We start from the raw sequence: 17842 nt of genomic DNA on the forward strand, positions 1-17842 counted from the left end.
GCGACGCGCGACGCGCTTTCCTGGAACGTGATGCGTTGCGGTCGGCGGCGTCCAGATTCATCACGCGGCACCCCCACCTCACCTCCCCGAAGACGGGGGAGGAAGAACTCGGACGCCGAGCTCAGTAGCTAACTCTCGTCAGATACAGCCCATCCGGCGGCGCGGTTGGGCCGCCCTTGCTGCGGTCCCTGGCTTCGAGCGCTTCCTGGAGATCACCCTTCGACCATTTGCCCTCGCCGACCAGGCGCAAAGTGCCGACGATGTTGCGGACTTGGTGATGCAGGAAGGAGCGCGCCTCGGCGATCAGCTGGATCTCCTCGCCGACGCGGTGGACCGAGAGACGGTCCAGAGTCTTCACCGGCGATTGCGCCTGGCATTCCGAGGCGCGGAAGGTGGAGAAGTCGTGATGGCCGACCAGCAGCTGGGCCGCGTCGTGCATCGCCGTGCCGTCGAGCGGCGCATTGACCAGCCAGGCCCGGCCGCGGTCGACGGTCAGCGGCGCGCGGCGATTGACGATGCGGTAGAGATAGGCGCGCCCCGTGGCCGAGAAGCGCGCATGGAAATCCTCGGCTGCCTCCTCCGACGCCAGCACGGCGATCGGCGCCGGCTTCAGGTGATGGTTGATCGCGTCCTTCAGCTTATCGGCCGCGATTTCCTTCTCGATATCGACATGGGCGACCTGGCCGAGTGCATGCACGCCGGCATCGGTGCGACCGGCGCCCTGCACCAGCACGGTCTCGCCGGTGATGCGGAACACCGCCTCTTCGAGCGACTGCTGGATCGAGGGTCCGTTGTCCTGGCGCTGCCAACCGACGAAGCCGCCGCCGTCATATTCGAGGGTGAGCTTGAAGCGCGTCATGCGAAACGCTCGCCGGGCTTGAGCGCCAGGCCGCGCAGCAGCTCGCCGGTCTCCATCGCGCGCTTGCCCTGGCGCTGCACCAGCAGCGGCCGCAAGGCGCCTTCGCCGCAGGCAATGGTGAGTTCCCGGTCCAGGAGCGTGCCCGGCGTGCCCGTGGTCTCGGCGACCAGGGCCGAGAGTATCTTCAGCCGCTCGCCATTCGGCAGCGTAGTCCAGGCGCCCGGGACCGGATTGAAGGCGCGCACCGCGCGAGCAAGCTCGGCTGCAGGGCGATTCCAGTCGAGCCGCGCTTCTTCCGGCGAGATCTTCGCGGCATAGGTGACACCCTCGCCGGGTTGCGGCCGCGGCGTGAAGCTTCCAGCCAGCGCCGCGACGATCGCTTCACCGCCGAGCGCCGCCAGTCGGTCATGCAGTTCGCCGGCGGTCTCGGTGGCGCCGATCGCGATCCGCTTCTCCAGCAGCACCGCGCCGGTGTCGAGGCCGGCATCCATCTGCATGATCGAGATGCCGGTCTCGGCATCGCCGGCCAGGATCGCGCGCTGGATCGGCGCGGCGCCGCGCCAGCGCGGCAGCAAGGAGGCGTGGATGTTTAGGCAGCCGCGCCTGGGCGCGTCGAGGATCGCCTGCGGCAGGATCAAGCCATAGGCCGCCACGACGGCGACATCGGCGCCGAAGGCGGCAAACGCCGCCTGCGCCTCGGGCAACTTCAAGCTGACCGGCGTACGAACCGGGAAACCCTGCGCTTCCGCCAAAAGATGGACCGGCGACTTGCGCAAATCGTGGCCGCGCCCGGCGGGCCGCGGCGGCTGGGAATAGACGGCGGCGATTTCGTGACCGGCATCGATCAACGTCTTCAGGGCCACCGCCGCGAAATCGGGCGTGCCCATGAAGATCACCTTGAGCGACGTCATGCGCTCACGCGGAAACGGGCTGTTGGCTCTTCTTCGCCTTCAACAGCTTGCGCAGGATCATGTTGCGCTTCAGAGCCGTCAGGTGATCGACGAACAGGATGCCGTCGAGATGGTCCATCTCGTGCTGGATGCAGGTCGCGAGCAACCCGTCGGCCTCGAGTTCGCGGATCTCGTTCTCGTGGTCGAGATAGCGCACTTTGATCGCGGCGGGCCGGGTCACGTCGGCATAATGCTCGGGGAGGCTGAGGCAGCCTTCGTTGTAGACCGCGTCCTCGTCGGATACGGCGATCAGCTCCGGGTTCGCCATGCGCAAGGGCTGCGGCTTCTCGTCCTCGCGCGCGATGTCGATCACGATCACACGCTTCAGCACGCCGACCTGCGGCGCCGCGAGGCCGATGCCCGGCGCCTTGTACATCGTCTCCAGCATGTCATCCATCAGCCGGCGCGTCTCGGCATCGACCTTGTCGACGGGCTTCGCGACCTGCTTCAGGCGCGGGTCGGGTGCCACGATGATGGGCAGAACGGCCATTGCTTTCGTTCTTGTTTCGTACTTTACTCTGACGTACTCGTTTCGTGCCTTTACCTATGGATTTCCGGGACTATCGTCAAGCAAGGGGCGGCCCCGAGTCGCGCATCTCTTGGGAAGAACTGCCATGTCCGAAATGCCGATCATCCTCTCCGCCCTGGCCCTGCTGGGCGTCGTCGCGATCCTGGTCCTGCTGCTCCGGCCCAAGGAAACCGCGCGGCCGGATCCGCGGATCGATGCGCTGGCCGGCCAATTGCAGCAGCTGGCCGCGCACCAGGCCGGCAGCCAGGAGGCGATGGACCGGCGGCTGAGCGAGCTCGGGAACCGCGTCGCCGACAAGCTGCAGCAGTCGGCCAGCGAGGCCGGCCGCTCGCTCTCCGAATTGAAGGAGCGGCTGGCGGTGATCGACGAGGCGCAGAAGAAGCTCGACGGCCTCGCCGGGCAGATGGTCGGGCTGCAGGACATCCTCTCCAACAAGCAGTCGCGCGGCGCCTTCGGCGAGATCCAGCTGGCCGACCTGGTGCGCGACGTGCTGCCCGCCGCCAATTACGAGTTCCAGGCGACACTGCCCTCGGGCAAGCGCGTGGATTGCCTGCTGAGGCTGCCGAACCCGCCGGGCTCTATCGGCATCGACGCCAAGTTCCCGCTGGAAGCCTATCGCGCGCTGCGCGAGGCCAAGGACGACATCGCGATGAAGCTGGCGCAGCGCGAGTTCACCACCGCGATCCGCACCCATGTCCGCGCCATTGCCGAGAAGTACATCCTGCCGGGCACCACGGCGGATTCCGCGCTGATGTTCCTGCCTTCGGAAGCGGTCTATGCCGAGCTGCACAGCAACTTTCAGAACCTGGTCGAGGAGGCCGGCCGCGCGAAAGTCTGGATCGTCTCGCCGACCACGATGATGGCGACCCTGACCACGATCCGTGCGGTCCTGCGCGACGTCAGCATGCGCGAGCAGGCGCATGTGATCCAGGCCAAGGTGCGGGAGCTGCTCGCCGATGTCAGCCGCCTGGACGACCGGGTGGAGAAACTGCAGAACCACTTCAACCAGGCGAACGAGGACGTGCGACAGATCCGCATCTCCACCGACAAGGTCACCAAGCGGGCGGAGCAGATCGAATCCGTCGAGCTCGAGGACAACAAGGTGACGCCGTTGCCGTTGCCGGAGCGCATGCCGGGGTAGTTCTGCTCGGTCTCAGGCAGCGTCAAGGCCCTCACCCTGTCCCTCTCCCTACGGGCGAGGGGACGCTGTAGCGCCAGCCTTTCTACCTCAATGCACGCGAGCACTCGAGGTTGGGCGAGGGTCTTGCCGCAAACTCGGTTCCATCAGACGCAATTGCGCACTAACATGCGCGCATGTCCGTGCTGAGCGAAGAGCAACAGAGCTTCTTCTGGGCGAACGGCTATCTGATGGCGCCCAATGCCGTCACGCCGGCCGAGCTCGCTGGCCTGCGCCGCGACTTCAGCGCCTGGGTCGAGGAGAGCCGGGCCAAAACCCAGAATTACGGCGAGATGATCGATGGCCGGCCGCGCTTCGATCTCGAGCCGGGGCACAACGCCGCGCAACCTGCCTTGCGGCGGGTGAACTCGCCGGTCGAGGTGTCGCAAGCCTTTCACGACGTGATGGCGTCAAGCCGGATGACCGACTATGTCGCCGACCTGATCGGCCCCAACGTCAAGTTCCACCACAGCAAGATCAATTCGAAGCTGCCGGGCGCGGCCACCCAGGTGAAATGGCACCAGGACTTCCCCTTCACGCCGCACAGCAACGACGACCTGGTGACCGCCCTGCTCCTGCTCGACGACATGACCGGGGAGAATGGTGCCTTGGAAGTGCTGGCGGGCTCGCATCGCGGTGAATTGCATTCGCTCTGGCACAACGGCGCCTTCACCGGATCGATCGAGGAGAAGACCGCCGACGCGATGCAAAGCCGCGCGGCACTCTGCCTCGGCAAGGCCGGCAGCGTCTGCCTGATGCACACGCGGCTCGCCCACGGCTCCAAGCCCAATCTTTCGGCGATGCCGCGCACCCTCTTCATCTGCGTCTACTCGGCGGAGGACGCGGTGCCGCTGGTCCCCAACCCGGTGCCGAGCAGGCTCGAAGGCCTGGTGGTGCGCGGCGAGCGCACCGGGCGTGTGCGCTCCAAGGACTTCACCCTGCAACTGCCGCAGAAGCCGGCGCAGGCCTCCTTCTTCTCGCAGCAGGCCGCGACCTACGACGGTTAACCATCGGGCACTAAATCGCCGAGCGGCAACAGGCGCTTATCCGGTTTCGCTTGAACCCCGGTCCGGCTCCATTACATTACTTTGCGACATCAGGTCGCAATGCGCGGCCGGGTTTCAACCTGTGGGGAAGCACATGTTCTCGATCGTCGGCGTCTTCGCCATCGTCATCGTGGTGGTGGCGATTCTGCTCGTCTTCATGGGCGTTAAATCCGTGCCGCAGGGCCGCGAATGGACGGTCGAGCGCTTCGGCCGCTACACCAACACGCTGACGCCGGGCTTGAACCTGATCGTGCCCTTCATCGACCGCATCGGCGCGAAGGTCAACATGATGGAGCAGGTGCTCGACGTGCCGACCCAGGAGGTCATCACCAAGGACAACGCCATGGTGAGCGTCGACGGCGTGGTCTTCTACCAGGTGCTGAACGCGGCGAAGTCGGCCTATGAGGTCAACAACCTCGAGGTCGCGGTCCTCAACCTGACCATGACCAACATCCGCACCGTGATGGGCTCGATGGATCTCGACGAGTTGCTCAGCCAGCGCGACAAGATCAACCATCAGCTCCTGAAGGTGGTCGATGACGCGACCCAGCCCTGGGGCATCAAGGTGACCCGCATCGAGATCAAGGACATCGCCCCGCCGAAGGAGCTGGTCGACAGCATGGCGCGGCAGATGAAGGCGGAGCGCGAGAAGCGCGCCAACATCCTGGAAGCCGAGGGCTTCCGCCAGGCCGCGATCCTGAAGGCCGAAGGCGAGAAGCAGTCGGCGATCCTGCAGGCCGAGGGCCAGCGCGAGGCCGCGTTCCGCGCCGCCGAGGCCCGCGAGCGCGAAGCGGAAGCCGAAGCGAAAGCGACGTCTTTCGTCTCCGATGCCATCGCGCGGGGCAACGTGCAGGCGATCAACTACTTCCTCGGCGTGAAGTATGTCGAGGCGTTGCAGGCGCTGTCGACCGCGCCGAACCAGAAGGTGATCCTGATGCCGCTCGAGGCCGCGAATGTCATCGGCGCGATCGGCGGCATCGCCGAGCTGGCGAAGTCCGCCCTTGGACAACAACAGGGGGATCAGCAGCAGCAGCGGACCAGCAGCGTGCTGAGCCGCCCGCAGAGCTAAGAGCTGAGGTGGAGACCATGTCCGGCTTCGATCATCTGCAATTCTGGCACTGGTTCATCCTGGCGGCGGTCTTCGCCGGCATCGAGATGCTGACCCCCGGCTTCTTCTTCATCTGGCTGGGCGGCGCCGCGCTGATCATCGGCCTGGTCACGCTGGTCTTCGCCAGCATGGGCTGGGAGGTGCAGCTGATCCTGTTCGCCGCGCTGTCCGGCCTCTCGGTGCTCGGCTGGTACAAGTTCGGCCGCAAGATGACCATCGCCACCGATGACGTGAACCTGAACCGCCGCGGCGACTCCCTGGTCGGCCGCACCGGCGCCCTGGTCGAGCCGATCGTCAACGGCCGCGGCCGGGTGAAGATCGACGATTCGGTCTGGAGCGCCGAAGGCGACGACGCCCCCGACGGCGCCAAGGTGCTGGTCACCGGCGTCCGCGGCGCGGTGCTGACGGTGGAGAGAAGGCTGTAACAAAGCCTCTGCGGCACCAGACCCGCGGGTCAAGCCCGCGGGCGACGGACTTTTGGAAGCGTCATGCCCGGGCTTGACCCGGGCATCTTTCTCCGACGAAGCCTCATCCACGCATCAGGTGCTGCAGCTTGTCGGGGTTGCGGACGATGTGCACCTCGGCGATACGGTCGCCGTCGAACTCGAAGTGGCTCGCCTGCAGCACCTTGTCGCCGACATAGACGACGTAGCCCAGCGAGCCGTTGATGATCCGCGCTTCGATCCGGTGGCCGTCCGGCTGCTTGTCGCGCACGCCGATGAAGAAGCGCGCGATCTTTTCGGCGCCGTAGATCGGGTTGCGGGTCGCCGTGACCTTGCCACCGCCGTCGGTGTAGAGCGTGGCGTCGGCGCTGAACAGGGCGGCGAGGCCGGCGACGTCGCCGCTTTCGACCGCGCGCCGGAAGCCCGCCATCACCTTCTCCTGCTCGGCGCGTGACGGCACGAAACGCGGCTTGCCCGCTTTGACCCGCTCCTTGGCGCGGTGGACGAGTTGGCGGCAGGCGGATTCGGTCTTGCCGAGGATGCGCGCGACATCCGGATAGTCGGTCTCGAACACCTCATGCAGCAGGAAGGCGGCGCGTTCATCGGGCGAGAGCCGCTCCAGCAGCATCAGCAGGGCCATCGAGAGACTCTCGGCCAGCTCCAGGCGGTCGGTCGGCTGGGCGGCGGGCTCCTCGACCACCGGCTCGGGCAGCCACATGCCGACATAAGACTCCCGCTGCGCCTTGGCGGCGCGCAGCCGGTCGATGCAATGCCGCGTGAGCGTGGTGATCAGCCAGGCCTTGGGCTCGCGGATCTCCGCCACCTGCTGCGCCTGGTCCTGGCGGTGCCAGCGGAGGAAGGTCTCCTGCACCGCGTCCTCCGCCTCGGCCATGGAGCCGAGCATGCGGTAGGCGATCGCCTGGAGCTGGCGGCGGTGGGCATGGATGTCGGTGTTCTCGGCCATGGCGGCGGCTTTCCGGTGGTTTCGTCCTTATAGGACGAATCAAGGCGCGCTGTTGTGACAAGCGGGGGGCTGAGCTTGTGGCCCCCCCAGTCCTCCCCCGCAGACGGGGGAGGGCTTCTAGTAGTTCCATTCGAGATTGATGCCCGCTTTACCCGTTGAATCGGCGCCGACGTCGGTCTCGACCTTGACGTTCGGGGTGAGCTCGATTTCGACCGTGGCGGCGCTGCTGCCGGGCGTGGCACCCTGCTTGGCGCCGACGAAGACGCCGCGGGAGACATAGCGGCCGGCGCTCAGGCTGGGCGCGGAGGTGGCGCTGCCCTCGCCCGCCTCGATATCCAGCCGGTCGAGGCCGAGGCCCTTGCGGATCTTGTCCAGCACGCCCGGCCCGCCGCCACCGACGCCGGTCAGCTGGGCCATGGCCTGGGCCAGCTGCACCGCCTCGAAGGGCGAGAGCGCGCCGCTGGCCTTGCCGAACAGCAGGCGCGCCAGGATCTCGTCCTGCGGCAGAGCGGGCGAAGAGCTGAGCGCGATCACCGGACGCGACGCCGTGCCGGTCACGGTCACCGTGACGTCGGCTTCGGGCAGCTTGGTGGTGGCGGCGAAATCCAGCACCGGATCGATGCGCTCGGCGCCGCTGAAGGTGACGATGCCCTTGTTGAAATCGAGGCGCCGGCTCAAGAGATCGAAATCGCCGCGCCGCAGCTTGAGCGCGCCGGTGATGATCGGCGCGTCGGCGGTGCCGGTGATCCTGAGGGCGCCACCCATCTCGGCATCGAGGCCGCGGCCGCGCACGAAGACCTGCTCCGGCGCGTCGACCGCGAGGTCGAGGCCGATCTTCACCGTCTTCGGCGGCGGGGCATCGGCGGCGGCATCGACCTCGGCCTGGCGGGCCGGCGGCAGGTTGATCTCCTTGACCGGGATCTCCTCGACATCCACCGGCAGCTGGTCCGGGATCCGGATCTCCGCCTTGACGATCCTGACCTGGCCGGAGAGCGCGAGGTCGTCGCCGAGCCTGCCCTTGATCTGCAGGTCGCCGGCGGTGACGGCGGTGCCGATCGGGGCGTCGAGCATGCGCGCCTTGTCCATGTGGATCGCGATGGCGACCGGCATCGCGCCGGCAAAATCGATATCGCCCTCGCCGCTCAAGGTCCCGCCGCCCGGCGTCCGCGCGCTCAAGGAAACCAGCCGCAGCTTGCTGCCCTGGCCCTCGAGCTGGGCGGTGAGATTCTTCAGGCGCGTGCCGTAGCGCTGGTTCTCGTATTTGCCCTCGGTGATCGCGACCTTGCCGGACAGCACCGGCTGCCCGACCGCGCCGCCGGCGGCGAGATCGACCGCCGCGCGGCCGGCGACGTGGTCGGCGCCGCCGGGGATGAAGGCATTGGCCAGGCCGAGGTCGATCTCGCCCTGGGCCGAAGCGGTGAGCGCGGCGCCCGGATTGAAGACGGGGAAGCCGGTGGCCGGATCCGCCGCCACCGGCAGCGCGGCGTTGAAATCGAGCCCGCTGCCCTTGCCCAGCATCGCCTTGCCGTCGGCCGTCAACCGCCCCGCGGTCCAGTCGCCGTTGAGGTTGAGATCGACCAGCTGGGTCGAGGCGCCAGCAACGCCCAGGCCCTTGCCGGTGAGCGCGAGCCTGGCCTGCGGCGCGCGCTTCGGTCCGTCGAGCTCGAGCGTGCCGTCGAGCGTGCCGAGGAGATGCAGGTCGGGCGCGACCACTTCCGCCAGTGAGGTCGGGAGCTGCTTCAACGTGAGCGCGAGGTGATTGCTGTCGGCGCCGAGATCGACATCCAGCGCCACCGTACCGCCGCCGCTTGCGATCACCAGGTTGGCGATGCGGGTGGTCCCACCCTGGAGCGTCACCTCCGCCGGCTGCTGCAGGCTGGCCCGGACTTTGCGGAAGGTGAGGTCGAGTTGCGCGAGGGCGATATGGGTCGCCTCGCCGGCGGCTTGCAGGTTGAGCCGGGTCGCCAGCGCGAGATCCTTGCCGGTCGCATCCGCGGAGACCGCAAGATCGCCGAGCCGGCCCGTTGCCTTGGCATCGAGCTGGTCGATCGACTGGCCGCCGGCCTCGATGCCGCCGGCGGTCAGCGCCGCGTCGAGCGCCGGATCTTTGCCGAAGGCATCGGCGGCCGAAGCGGTCACCTGGATCTTCGCGGCCGTCGTATCCGAAGCGGCGAGCTGAAACGCGGTGAGATCGAGGGCGACATTCTGCTTTCCCTTGGCGGCGCGCAGTTCGGCCGTACCCTTGGCACTCCCCCCGAGGGCGGTGCCGATCAGCGGCGCCAATTCGCCGAGGTTCGGGCTGGCGAAAGCGAGGGTGCCGTTGAGCAGACCGCCGACGATGTCGAGCTTGCCGGTGACGCTGGTCGCACCGAGCCGCGCGTCGAGGCTGGCGGCGGCTGCCTTGCTGATGGAGGTGTCGAAGCCGCCTTTGCCGCGCAGGGAAGCCGGCAGATCGTTCACCTGGGCTTCCGCATCGATCGCCGCTTTCGGCGCTGAGACCAGATCGCGCGCATCGATCGCGGCCTGGACGCGCGCAATGGTGAACTGGTCGAAGCTCAGCCGTTCGCTGCCGATCCGGATCTTCGCCGCCGGATCGGCGGCGTTGCCGGTGACTGTTGCAGCCAGCGCAACTGCGCCCTTGGCATTCGGCACGACCCGGCCGAGGTCGGCGAGGGTCGCGTCGGCCTTGAGATCGAGTATCTGCTCCGGGGTCATCGTGCCGCCGACGGTCAGTGCGGCGCTGCCGCCCTCCAGCTTCGCTGCATTGACGGTCAGAAGTCCGGCTTGATCCTGGTGCAGCTTGAGGGCGAGCTTGGGTGTCGCGCCGATCAGGCGATCGGCCTCGGCGATTCCGATCGAAAGGTCCGCCGCCGCGGCATCGAGGTCCAGCGACATTCCTTCCTCGGTCCGATCGAAGGCAAGACCGGCGTCGAGCTTGCCCTTGCCTTGCAATCCGGCGAAGTCCAGGAAGGGCGCAAGGTCGCCGAGAGCGAGCTTGCCTTTCACTTGGGTGCTCTCGACGCCCCAGCCGGCCGCGGTACCTTCGGCGTCGAGCACCGCCGTGCCGGCCCGGAGTTGAAGGTGATCGGCGGTGATGGCCCCGTGCTGATCCAGTGCGCCGGCGAAGTCGAGGGTGGCACCGTCGGCCAGCATGGCTTGCAGCTTCGGGTCGGGGACGGTGACCGCTTTGGCGGCAACCGAAAGCGTCGCGTCGTCGGCGCGCAGCTTCTCGGTGTCGAGATCGGCGGCGAGACTGATCTGGCCCTCGCCGATGCCGTATTGCGCATAACCGAGGTTGTTGAGGCGGCTTTCGGCGGTGAGCTTCGGCCGGGTGATGGGGCCGGCGAGGCGAAGCTGTGCGGTCGCACCATCCCAGCGGAGCTCCGGCGGCAGCAAGGCGGCGAACGGCTCCGAACCCGCGAGGCGCAGATCGAGATTGAGGTCCAGCGCCTGATCCGGTGCGATCGTGCCTTGCGCCGTAGCCGTTCCGGCCCGCGTCTCGAGCTTCAGGTGGTCGATGCGGATCGGCCGGTCGGGGGCGGCGATGTGAATCTGGCCGTCGGCCGTGACGCCGCCTTCGATCAGCGGGCTGATGTCAGCGGGCAGCATCGGTGCATCGTGCAGCTGGGCGTTGAAGGCGATCGTGCGGTCTTCGGCCGGGCCCTTGCTGCCGGCGCTGATGTCGAGCATCGGCTGATCGTCGGAAACGGCCTGGCCCCGGGCCTGCCAGTTGGCAAGCGGCCCGCTGCCGGAAAGCGAGAGCGCAAACTTCGGCGTGCCCGGCAGGCCGATCAGCTTGGTGAGCAGGCCGCCGCGCGGCTCCTCGGCCTTCACCTCGAGCGCCAAGGTATCGGCCGTCGGCCGGTAGTCGAGCGTGAGCTTCACGCGGTCGAGATCGCGGTCGATGCGGTTGAGGGCGAGCGCGGCCTGCAGCCCCTTGGCCGGATCGCCCAGGCGCGCGTTCGCCTCGATCGCGAACACCGCCGGTTCGCCCAGAAACTCCGGCCCCAGTTCCAGGCGCTCGACGGCAAGGCGCTTGAGGTCGATCGCGACCGGCAGACGCGGCAGTTCGAGCGGGGCGGGTTCGCTGCTCGGTGGCGACGGCGGCGAGATCGGCGGGCGCAGCACCGCGATGCGATCGGCGGCGAGCGTCTCGATCGAAGCGGTGCCTGCGAGCAAGGCCGCGGGCGACCAGGTGAGCGAGAGGCGGTCGGCTTCCAGCCAGACGCCCTTCTCGTCGGAGAGCTTGCCGCCGACGAGCCTCATGTCGAAAGGCACAACTCCCTCCAACGCCTGCGCTTCGAACCTGGCCGGTGGCGCGGAGAGCTGGGCTTCCATGAAGGCAAGGATCTGGCGTTTGCCGAAACCGGTCTGCAACAGGCCGAAGGCGATCAGCAGCAGCACGATCAGGGTGCCGAGGATGCCGAGGGCGATCTTCACGGCCCGGCGCATCAGAAGGCCTGCCCGATGCTGACATAGAAGGCGACCGGATCGTCGTCGTGGCGCGGGTTCAAGGGCACGGCGATGTCGGCGCGGATCGGGCCGAAGCTGGTGTAGTAGCGAAAGCCGATGCCGGCGGCGTATTGGATCGGCTCATCGAAGTTGGGCGTCGAGTCCGGCGAGACCGTGCCGGCATCGAAGAAGGGCACGATGCCGAAATCCTCGAGGAAGCGATAGCGCAGCTCGATGCTGCCGGTGATGGAACTCCTGCCGCCGATCTCGTCGCCGTCACTGCTCTCCGGGCTGATCGAGCGGAACTCGTAGCCGCGCACCGAGCCGCCGCCGCCGGCATAGAGACGGCGATCCGCCGGCAGGTCCTCGAGGCTGCTGCCGAAGGCGCTGGCGACGCCGAGCCGGCCGGCGAGCACCAGGTCGCCCTTGCCGACCAGGTTGAGATAGCCGGCCGCCGTGCCGTTCAGGGTGTAGATGTCCTCGCTCGAGCCGAGCCAGGTCGGCAGCGCCTCGCCGCCGAAGGTCAAGCGCACGCCGCGGGTCGGGTTCAGAAGATCGTCGCTGGTGTCATAGGCGATCGATGCGGTCGGGCCGTTGAGGAAGAAGTCGTTGCTGCCGGTGTCGTCCTTGATATGCGCGGCCTCGATTTCCCAGCCGTAGTTCACCCGCACCGTCTTCGAGAGCGTGCGCTCGAAGCCGACGTTGAGCGTCGCAGCGCGCTTGTCGAAGGTGTCGGGATCGTGCTCGTCGGCGGCGACGAGACTGGCCACCAGATCCTGGCGCAGGGTCATGAAATCCGGCTTGCGGAAGTTGCTCGAGAGCCGGTAGTCGAGCTTGTCGGTGATCTCGCCGGGATCGGCGCCATCGACCGTGGCATCGAAGCGCAGCCGCTCGCCGCTGCCGAAGAGATTGCGGGTGCCCCAATAGGCGGTGGCGCCGGCGCCGTCATTGGTCGAGTAGCTGGCGCCGAAGCCGACGAAATGCCGCTCGCGCTCGGTGACTTCGACGCTGACCGGGAGCGTGCCGTCGGCATCGAGCGCGGCGCCCGGCGTCACCTTCACCGCGCTGAAGAGGTCCAGCGACTGCAGGTCGCTGCGCAGCGCTTCCAGCGCCGCCGGGCTGTACTTGGTCTTGGGCGGGAAGACCGCGCGCCTGGCGACGAAATCCGGATTGGTGTAGTCGAGGCCCTTGACCGTGACCTTGCCGAGATCGGCGACCGGGCCCGGGCTCACCGCGAAGCTCACGTCGAGCTCATGCGTGGCATGATCGACCGTTGCGGGCCTGAGCTCGACGGCGGCGAAGGGATGGCCCTCGGCCATCACCTTGTCGAGCAGCCGGCGGCGCTCGGCGATGATCAAGGCGGCGCGGGCCGCGGTGCCGGGTTCGAGGCGCGACCGCATGCCCTGATAGCCGCCGACCTCGATCTTGCGGAGCTTGTAGAGCGGGCCGGGCTCGATCTTGATCGCGACCGGAATCTGCTTCTTGCTGGCGTCCTCATAGTCGCCGGGCGTCGCACCCGGCACCACCGTCTCGCCATCGACCGTGATCGTGACCTTGCCGTCGTAATAGCCGGCGGAGCGCAAAGCCTTCTGCAGGCGCGCGAGATCCTCGATGGCGCGGCGGCGGAGCGCGGTCACGTCCTCCGGCGGCTTCTCCTCCAGCTCGACCAGGGTCGAGCTCGATTGCAGGGCGGCGCCGAGGGTGGCGTCCTCGACCTTGGTCATCTCCACCTTGTACTCGGCGGCGAGCGCGGCGGATGGCGCGAGGACCAGCGCCAGGAGCATACCCGCGATCCTCCGCCGTTGAATCATGCCCTCGCTTATCCCTGGAAATGCCGCACTTCCTGTACTCAACACGCGAGCCCGCGGCCGGGTTCGCTGACTTATACGCGATCAGGCCTCGAACCTGACCTTGGCCATTAGGCCCTGAGGCCAGCGACCAGCTGCTTCACCTGGGCGCGCAAGCTGCGCTTCCTGGCGGCATCCAGGAAGCGGCGCGGCGCGCCGGAGCCGGTGCGCCATTCGACGATCCAGGTGAAGAAGAAGGAGAAATCCAGCGCGCCCAGGAGCTGGGCCGCGCTCTCGATATCGGCTTCCGCCGCGACCGAGCCCCGTTCCTGCAAGGTCTTCAACAGGCGACGATACTGGTCGACCCGGAACAAGGCGGCCCCGCTCCAGGCTTCGGTCACGCCGGGCGGGCTCTGGAAGGCGGCCAGGAACAAGGCCTCCCAGGCGCCGCGGTCGATGAAGGGCACCTCGGTCTCGAAATCGGTCTCGATCAGCTTGCAGATCGCGGCCACCGGATCCTTCGGCGGCGCCGCAATGATGCGGTCGGTCGCCTGCTGTACCAGATCGCGGTCGGCCTTGTAGATCGCGACGCAGATCTCGCCCTTGGTCTTGAAGTAGTTGTAGGCGGTGGCGACCGAGAGCTCCGCCGCCGCCGCGATGTCCTCCATCGAGGTCTTGGCGAAACCCTGCTCCTTGAACAGCTTGGCGGCCGCCGCCAGCATCGCCTGGCGGCGGGTTTCCTTCTGTTTCTCGCGCAATCCGCTCATGCCCGCGCGTTAACCTTTCCTAGGTTGACTATAATTTTATAGTCGCTATAAGATTTAGCCCAGACGAAGAATGGAGCGTAGTCATGAGCGGCGCGGCGAATGTTTGGGCGGCGGATCTGGCACAGGTCGACCCGCAGGACATCTGGCGGAAGGACCGCGACCACTTCGTCCATCCCTGGACCCATTTCGACTCCTTCAAGAAGGACGGCTCGCTGGTCATGGACCGGGCCGAGGGAGTCTACGTCACCGACATTTCCGGCAAGCGCTATCTCGACGGCATCGGCGGGCTCTGGTGCGTCAACGCCGGCTATGGGCGGAAGGAGATCGTCGATGCCATCGCCGCCCAGGCGACGCGCATGGCCTTCTACAATCCCTTCGTCGACACCACCAATGTCCCGGCGGCGGAGCTTTCGGCCAAGCTCGCCGCGCTGGCGCCGGGCGATCTCAACAAGGTCTTCTTCACCTGCGGCGGCTCGACGGCGAACGACACCGCGGTCCGGCTCGCGCATTACTACCATGCGCGGCGCGGCAAGAAGTCCAAGCTCCATGTGATCAGCCGGATCGATGCCTATCACGGCAGTACCTACCTCACCGGTTCGATCACCGGCCGGCCCGGCGATCGCAGCCCCTACCTTAACTTCCTCGACGGGTGGATTCACCACGTTTCCTCGCCGAATTTCTATCGCTCGGAGAAGGCCCGGCAGGAGGGGATGAGCGAAGCGGAGTTCTGCGACCATCTGGTCGCGGAGCTGGAGGCGAAGATCCTGGAGATCGGCCCCGACAACGTGGCCTGCTTCTTCGCCGAGCCGATCATGGGCGCCGGCGGCGTGATCGTGCCGCCCAAGGGCTATCACGCGCGGACCCTCGAAGTCTGCCGGCGGCATGACGTGCTCTATATCTCAGACGAGGTGGTGACGGCGTTCGGCCGGCTCGGGCATTTCTTCGCCTCCAAGGACGTGTTCGGGATCGAGCCGGACATGATCGTGACGGCGAAGGGCCTGACCTCCGGCTACCAGCCGCTCGGCGCCTGCATCTTCTCGGACAAGATCTACGACGCGATGAGCGCGCCCGATCCGGACAACTGGTTCACCAACGGTTATACCTATTCCGGCCATCCGGTGGCCTGCGCGGCGGGTCTCGCCAACATCGCGATCATGGAGCGGGACGATATCTGCGGCCATGTACAGAAGATGGGGCCCTATCTCGAGAAGAAGCTGAACGAGCTGCTGGATCTGCCGATCGTCGGCCAGGTGCGCGGCAAGGCCTTCATGATGTGCGTCGAGAACGTCGCCGACAAGGAAACGCGCGAGCATCTGCCGGACGAGGTCAACATCGGCAAGCGGATCTCCGATCATTGCGAGCGGCTGGGCCTGATCGTGCGGCCGCTCGGGGCGCTCAATGTGATCTCCCCGCCGCTCACCTTGACCGAGGCGCAGATCGACGAACTGGTCGGCATCCTGCGCAAGGGTATCGAGGCGGCGACGGCGGATCTGAAGAAGGAAGGCCATCTCTAAAAGCGGGCTGCTCTTGCGATCCCCCGCTCCGCCATTGCACTCGTTCTGTTCCGGCCGATCAGCGGTCAGCCCTTCGGCCTTCAAACCTTGGGGCCGAGGAAGCCCGGCAGCTTCGCCGCCTGTTTCACCCAGTCGGCGAACTGCTTTTCGTCGATCGCATCGCCTTCGTGGATGTCGAGATAGCGTGCGTCCTTGTCCTTGCTGGGGCCGGGCGGCAGGGGTTTGAGCTTGGCACCCTGGAGGAACGCGACCTTCACGTAGCGGGTGTAGACGTGGAAGGCGAGGAAGTAGCCCCCGCCCTCCACGCCGTAGAAAGCCGAATTCCACTTCACCGCCTTCTGCACCTTGGGCAGAGTCTTGGTGATCAACGCGTCGAGCCGCTTGCCGACGTCGCGTTTCCAATCCGGCATCGCGGCGATGTAGGCCTGCACCGGCGCATTGCCGTCACCCTTGGCGATCTGCGGATTGCCGCCGGAGAGCAGCACGCCGCCGTCGGCATTCTTCTTGAGCTTCGGCCGGGCCTTGGGTTTCGCCGTTTTCGGCGTCGCGACGGATTTCTTCGCCATGCCTTGTTCCTTCACGCGATTCCGGCCAGGACCTGGTCAAGCTGTCCCAGGAAATGCTGCCAGCCGTATTTGGCGCCGTTGTAGTTCTGCTTCTGATCGGGACGGAAGCCGGTCTGCTCCATGCGCAGCAACGTGCCGGCGCCCTTCGCCGACAGCGACAGAGTGACGACGGTCTCGATTGCGAAGTCGCCCTCGCCGCTGGCCCAGGTGTAGGAGAGCGTCTTGAGCGGCTCCACCACCAGGACCTTGCAGTCGATGATGCCGTTCCAGCCGGGTTGGGGCTGCGCGTTGAGACGGAAGCGATGACCCACGGTTGGCTGGAAGTCGTTCTGCATCAGCCATTCCGCGATCAGATGCGGCTGGGTCAGCGCGCGCCAGAGCTTCTCGGGGGCATGCGGGAATTCGCGCTCGAGGGTGACGGAGCGAGTTTCGGTCGCGGAGTCGGTCGTCATTGGTCCATCCTTTTGAGCAAGTCTTCGAGGGCATCGAAGCGGTTCTGCCAGAAGCCGGTCATCCGGCTGGTCCAGTCGATCAGCGGTGCCAGCGCCTTGAGCTGCGCGGTGTAGTGGATCTGCCGTCCCTCCTGCCGGTCGCGCACCAGCCCGGCCTGCTTCAACACGCCGAGATGTTTCGAGACCGCGGGCTGCGAGACACCGGCACGCGCGGTCAGCGCGCCCACCGTCTGCTCGCCCTCGCGGCACAGTCGCTCGAAGATCGCCCGCCGCGTGGGATCGGCCAAGGTCCGGAACAGCACGTCATGGGTGTTCGACATGGAGATAAATCCATAACTCGTCAGCTATGGATAATCGTATAGCCAGTAGGTTATGGATTAGTCAAGGCTATTTGGAGCGAATTCCGGTCTGCTGGTTCTCACGTCCCGCAGCGTCCCCTCGCCCGCAGGGAGAGGGCCAGGGTGAGGGTCTTGCAGCGAACTCGATTTCTACAGGTCGCTCTCACCCTTCAGCGCGCGACGGGCGAGGTCCAAGGCGAAGCCGGCGCGGGCCATGGACATCAGGTCCTTGCGGCGGCGCTCCGGCGTTTCATCCGGAGTCGCACGAAAGGCACCGAAGCGGCGGCGCTTCGCATAGGCCAGAGCGGCGGTGAATTCCGCATCGGGGATGTCGTCGTTGAGGCTAGCGAGCGCCTGCGCCGTCGTCCCCTGCGCGACACCCGCGGCGGCGAGCTTCGCCGCGATCTGGCGGCTTGAGCCGCCGCGGCGGTTGAGGCTGCGGGCGCGGCCTTCGGCGAAGGCCTCGTCGTTGAGCAGGCCGGTGCGGTGGAGCATGGCGACAACGCGCTCCAGCTCCTGCATCAAGGGCTCGGGATCGAGCTCGTTTGCCTTGGCCGAACGTTTGATCCGGCGCGTCATCACCTGGCGCAACCGCGCGGTCGAGGCGGCGTAGCGCCCGAGATAATGGAGCGCGGCGTCCTTCAGATCGGCGGGGGCGAGCTTGCGAATCCGGCGCGGCATATTCGATGTCTAAGCCGACCGGCACGGCCTTGCAACTTTGTGGCGCGGCGTCGATAGTCGCGGCCGGACGGCAGGCGGGGACATTTCTTGGACGATCAGCGGACGATGACGGAACCGTCGAGCGCGCGGCACCCCCTCCCCACCCCTCCCCCGAAGACGGGGGAGGGAGAAGAGGGATTGCCTCCCCCGAAGACGGGGGCGGGAGACGA

Annotated in this window: 16 protein-coding genes; 5 read left to right on the forward strand and 11 right to left on the reverse strand. The window is 67.0% G+C overall.

The window, feature by feature from the left end; genetic code table 11:
- Positions 1–121 precede the first annotated feature (121 nt).
- From truA to def, 3 genes are read right to left on the reverse strand one after another with little or no spacing between them, the layout of a single operon-like run.
- A complete protein-coding gene (gene truA / locus ACYQ4T_RS13280) occupies positions 122–859 on the reverse strand; it encodes a tRNA pseudouridine(38-40) synthase TruA (RefSeq protein ID WP_459854748.1) in 738 nt (245 codons plus the stop codon).
- Positions 856–1770, reverse strand: a complete 915-nt coding sequence (fmt, locus tag ACYQ4T_RS13285) for a methionyl-tRNA formyltransferase (protein ID WP_459854751.1) — start codon at positions 1768–1770, stop codon at positions 856–858. The genes truA and fmt overlap by 4 nt, the downstream gene beginning before the upstream one ends.
- A 4-nt stretch (positions 1771–1774) precedes the next feature.
- Positions 1775–2299, reverse strand: a complete 525-nt coding sequence (def, locus tag ACYQ4T_RS13290; protein ID WP_459854754.1) for a peptide deformylase — start codon at positions 2297–2299, stop codon at positions 1775–1777.
- 124 nt (positions 2300–2423) lie between these two features.
- Here def and ACYQ4T_RS13295 point away from each other — a divergent pair, with 124 nt between their 5' ends.
- The 4 genes from ACYQ4T_RS13295 (at position 2424) to ACYQ4T_RS13310 (ending at position 6094) form a co-directional block, all read left to right on the forward strand.
- Complete coding sequence (locus ACYQ4T_RS13295; protein WP_459854757.1) at positions 2424–3479, forward strand: DNA recombination protein RmuC; 1056 nt, start codon at positions 2424–2426, stop codon at positions 3477–3479.
- 173 nt (positions 3480–3652) lie between these two features.
- The gene (locus tag ACYQ4T_RS13300) at positions 3653–4522 is read left to right on the forward strand and encodes a phytanoyl-CoA dioxygenase family protein (RefSeq protein ID WP_459854759.1); all 870 of its coding nucleotides are present in this window, start codon (positions 3653–3655) and stop codon (positions 4520–4522) included.
- A 133-nt stretch (positions 4523–4655) separates the two neighbouring features.
- Positions 4656–5630, forward strand: a complete 975-nt coding sequence (locus ACYQ4T_RS13305) for an SPFH domain-containing protein (protein WP_459854761.1) — start codon at positions 4656–4658, stop codon at positions 5628–5630.
- Between the two features lie 17 nt (positions 5631–5647).
- Positions 5648–6094 (forward strand): NfeD family protein, encoded by a 447-nt coding sequence (locus ACYQ4T_RS13310; RefSeq protein ID WP_459854763.1) that lies wholly within the window; start codon positions 5648–5650, stop codon positions 6092–6094.
- 103 nt (positions 6095–6197) lie between these two features.
- Here ACYQ4T_RS13310 and ACYQ4T_RS13315 read toward each other — a convergent pair whose 3' ends face one another.
- The 4 genes from ACYQ4T_RS13315 to ACYQ4T_RS13330 form a co-directional block, all read right to left on the reverse strand.
- Positions 6198–7076: an RNA polymerase sigma-70 factor gene (locus ACYQ4T_RS13315; protein WP_459854765.1), complete on the reverse strand. Its 879-nt coding sequence runs from the start codon at positions 7074–7076 to the stop codon at positions 6198–6200.
- A 117-nt stretch (positions 7077–7193) separates the two neighbouring features.
- Positions 7194–11528, reverse strand: a complete 4335-nt coding sequence (locus ACYQ4T_RS13320; RefSeq protein WP_459854767.1) for a translocation/assembly module TamB domain-containing protein — start codon at positions 11526–11528, stop codon at positions 7194–7196.
- Entirely contained in the window at positions 11528–13312 is a 1785-nt protein-coding gene (locus ACYQ4T_RS13325) for an autotransporter assembly complex protein TamA (protein ID WP_459854770.1), read from the reverse strand. Before ACYQ4T_RS13325 ends, ACYQ4T_RS13320 begins: the two co-directional genes overlap by 1 nt.
- 134 nt (positions 13313–13446) lie before the next feature.
- Complete coding sequence (locus ACYQ4T_RS13330) at positions 13447–14082, reverse strand: TetR/AcrR family transcriptional regulator (protein WP_459854772.1); 636 nt, start codon at positions 14080–14082, stop codon at positions 13447–13449.
- Between the two features lie 83 nt (positions 14083–14165).
- On the opposite strand from ACYQ4T_RS13330, the gene ACYQ4T_RS13335 reads away from it, so the two are divergent.
- Positions 14166–15596 (forward strand): aminotransferase, encoded by a 1431-nt coding sequence (locus ACYQ4T_RS13335; protein WP_459854774.1) that lies wholly within the window; start codon positions 14166–14168, stop codon positions 15594–15596.
- Between the two features lie 80 nt (positions 15597–15676).
- On the opposite strand, the gene ACYQ4T_RS13340 is transcribed toward ACYQ4T_RS13335, so the two are convergent.
- From ACYQ4T_RS13340 to ACYQ4T_RS13355, 4 genes are all read right to left on the reverse strand, one after another.
- Positions 15677–16162, reverse strand: a complete 486-nt coding sequence (locus ACYQ4T_RS13340) for a DUF1801 domain-containing protein (RefSeq protein WP_459854777.1) — start codon at positions 16160–16162, stop codon at positions 15677–15679.
- Positions 16163–16173: 11 nt separating this feature from the next.
- A complete protein-coding gene (locus ACYQ4T_RS13345; protein ID WP_459854779.1) occupies positions 16174–16614 on the reverse strand; it encodes an SRPBCC family protein in 441 nt (146 codons plus the stop codon).
- The gene (locus tag ACYQ4T_RS13350) at positions 16611–16934 is read right to left on the reverse strand and encodes an ArsR/SmtB family transcription factor (protein WP_459854781.1); all 324 of its coding nucleotides are present in this window, start codon (positions 16932–16934) and stop codon (positions 16611–16613) included. Before ACYQ4T_RS13350 ends, ACYQ4T_RS13345 begins: the two co-directional genes overlap by 4 nt.
- Before the next feature lie 168 nt (positions 16935–17102).
- Complete coding sequence (locus ACYQ4T_RS13355) at positions 17103–17633, reverse strand: regulatory protein RecX (RefSeq protein ID WP_459854783.1); 531 nt, start codon at positions 17631–17633, stop codon at positions 17103–17105.
- Positions 17634–17842 lie beyond the last annotated feature (209 nt).

The organism is Dongia sp. agr-C8, from assembly GCF_054658695.1.

Coding starts and splice junctions, on each gene's coding strand:
- truA (WP_459854748.1), bottom strand. CDS start 859: ATGACGCGCTTCAAGCTCACCCTCGAATATGACGGCGGCGGCTTCGTC.
- fmt (WP_459854751.1), bottom strand. CDS start 1,770: ATGACGTCGCTCAAGGTGATCTTCATGGGCACGCCCGATTTCGCGGCG.
- def (WP_459854754.1), bottom strand. CDS start 2,299: ATGGCCGTTCTGCCCATCATCGTGGCACCCGACCCGCGCCTGAAGCAG.
- ACYQ4T_RS13295 (WP_459854757.1), top strand. CDS start 2,424: ATGTCCGAAATGCCGATCATCCTCTCCGCCCTGGCCCTGCTGGGCGTC.
- ACYQ4T_RS13300 (WP_459854759.1), top strand. CDS start 3,653: ATGTCCGTGCTGAGCGAAGAGCAACAGAGCTTCTTCTGGGCGAACGGC.
- ACYQ4T_RS13305 (WP_459854761.1), top strand. CDS start 4,656: ATGTTCTCGATCGTCGGCGTCTTCGCCATCGTCATCGTGGTGGTGGCG.
- ACYQ4T_RS13310 (WP_459854763.1), top strand. CDS start 5,648: ATGTCCGGCTTCGATCATCTGCAATTCTGGCACTGGTTCATCCTGGCG.
- ACYQ4T_RS13315 (WP_459854765.1), bottom strand. CDS start 7,076: ATGGCCGAGAACACCGACATCCATGCCCACCGCCGCCAGCTCCAGGCG.
- ACYQ4T_RS13320 (WP_459854767.1), bottom strand. CDS start 11,528: ATGCGCCGGGCCGTGAAGATCGCCCTCGGCATCCTCGGCACCCTGATC.
- ACYQ4T_RS13325 (WP_459854770.1), bottom strand. CDS start 13,312: ATGCTCCTGGCGCTGGTCCTCGCGCCATCCGCCGCGCTCGCCGCCGAG.
- ACYQ4T_RS13330 (WP_459854772.1), bottom strand. CDS start 14,082: ATGAGCGGATTGCGCGAGAAACAGAAGGAAACCCGCCGCCAGGCGATG.
- ACYQ4T_RS13335 (WP_459854774.1), top strand. CDS start 14,166: ATGAGCGGCGCGGCGAATGTTTGGGCGGCGGATCTGGCACAGGTCGAC.
- ACYQ4T_RS13340 (WP_459854777.1), bottom strand. CDS start 16,162: ATGGCGAAGAAATCCGTCGCGACGCCGAAAACGGCGAAACCCAAGGCC.
- ACYQ4T_RS13345 (WP_459854779.1), bottom strand. CDS start 16,614: ATGACGACCGACTCCGCGACCGAAACTCGCTCCGTCACCCTCGAGCGC.
- ACYQ4T_RS13350 (WP_459854781.1), bottom strand. CDS start 16,934: ATGTCGAACACCCATGACGTGCTGTTCCGGACCTTGGCCGATCCCACG.
- ACYQ4T_RS13355 (WP_459854783.1), bottom strand. CDS start 17,633: ATGCCGCGCCGGATTCGCAAGCTCGCCCCCGCCGATCTGAAGGACGCC.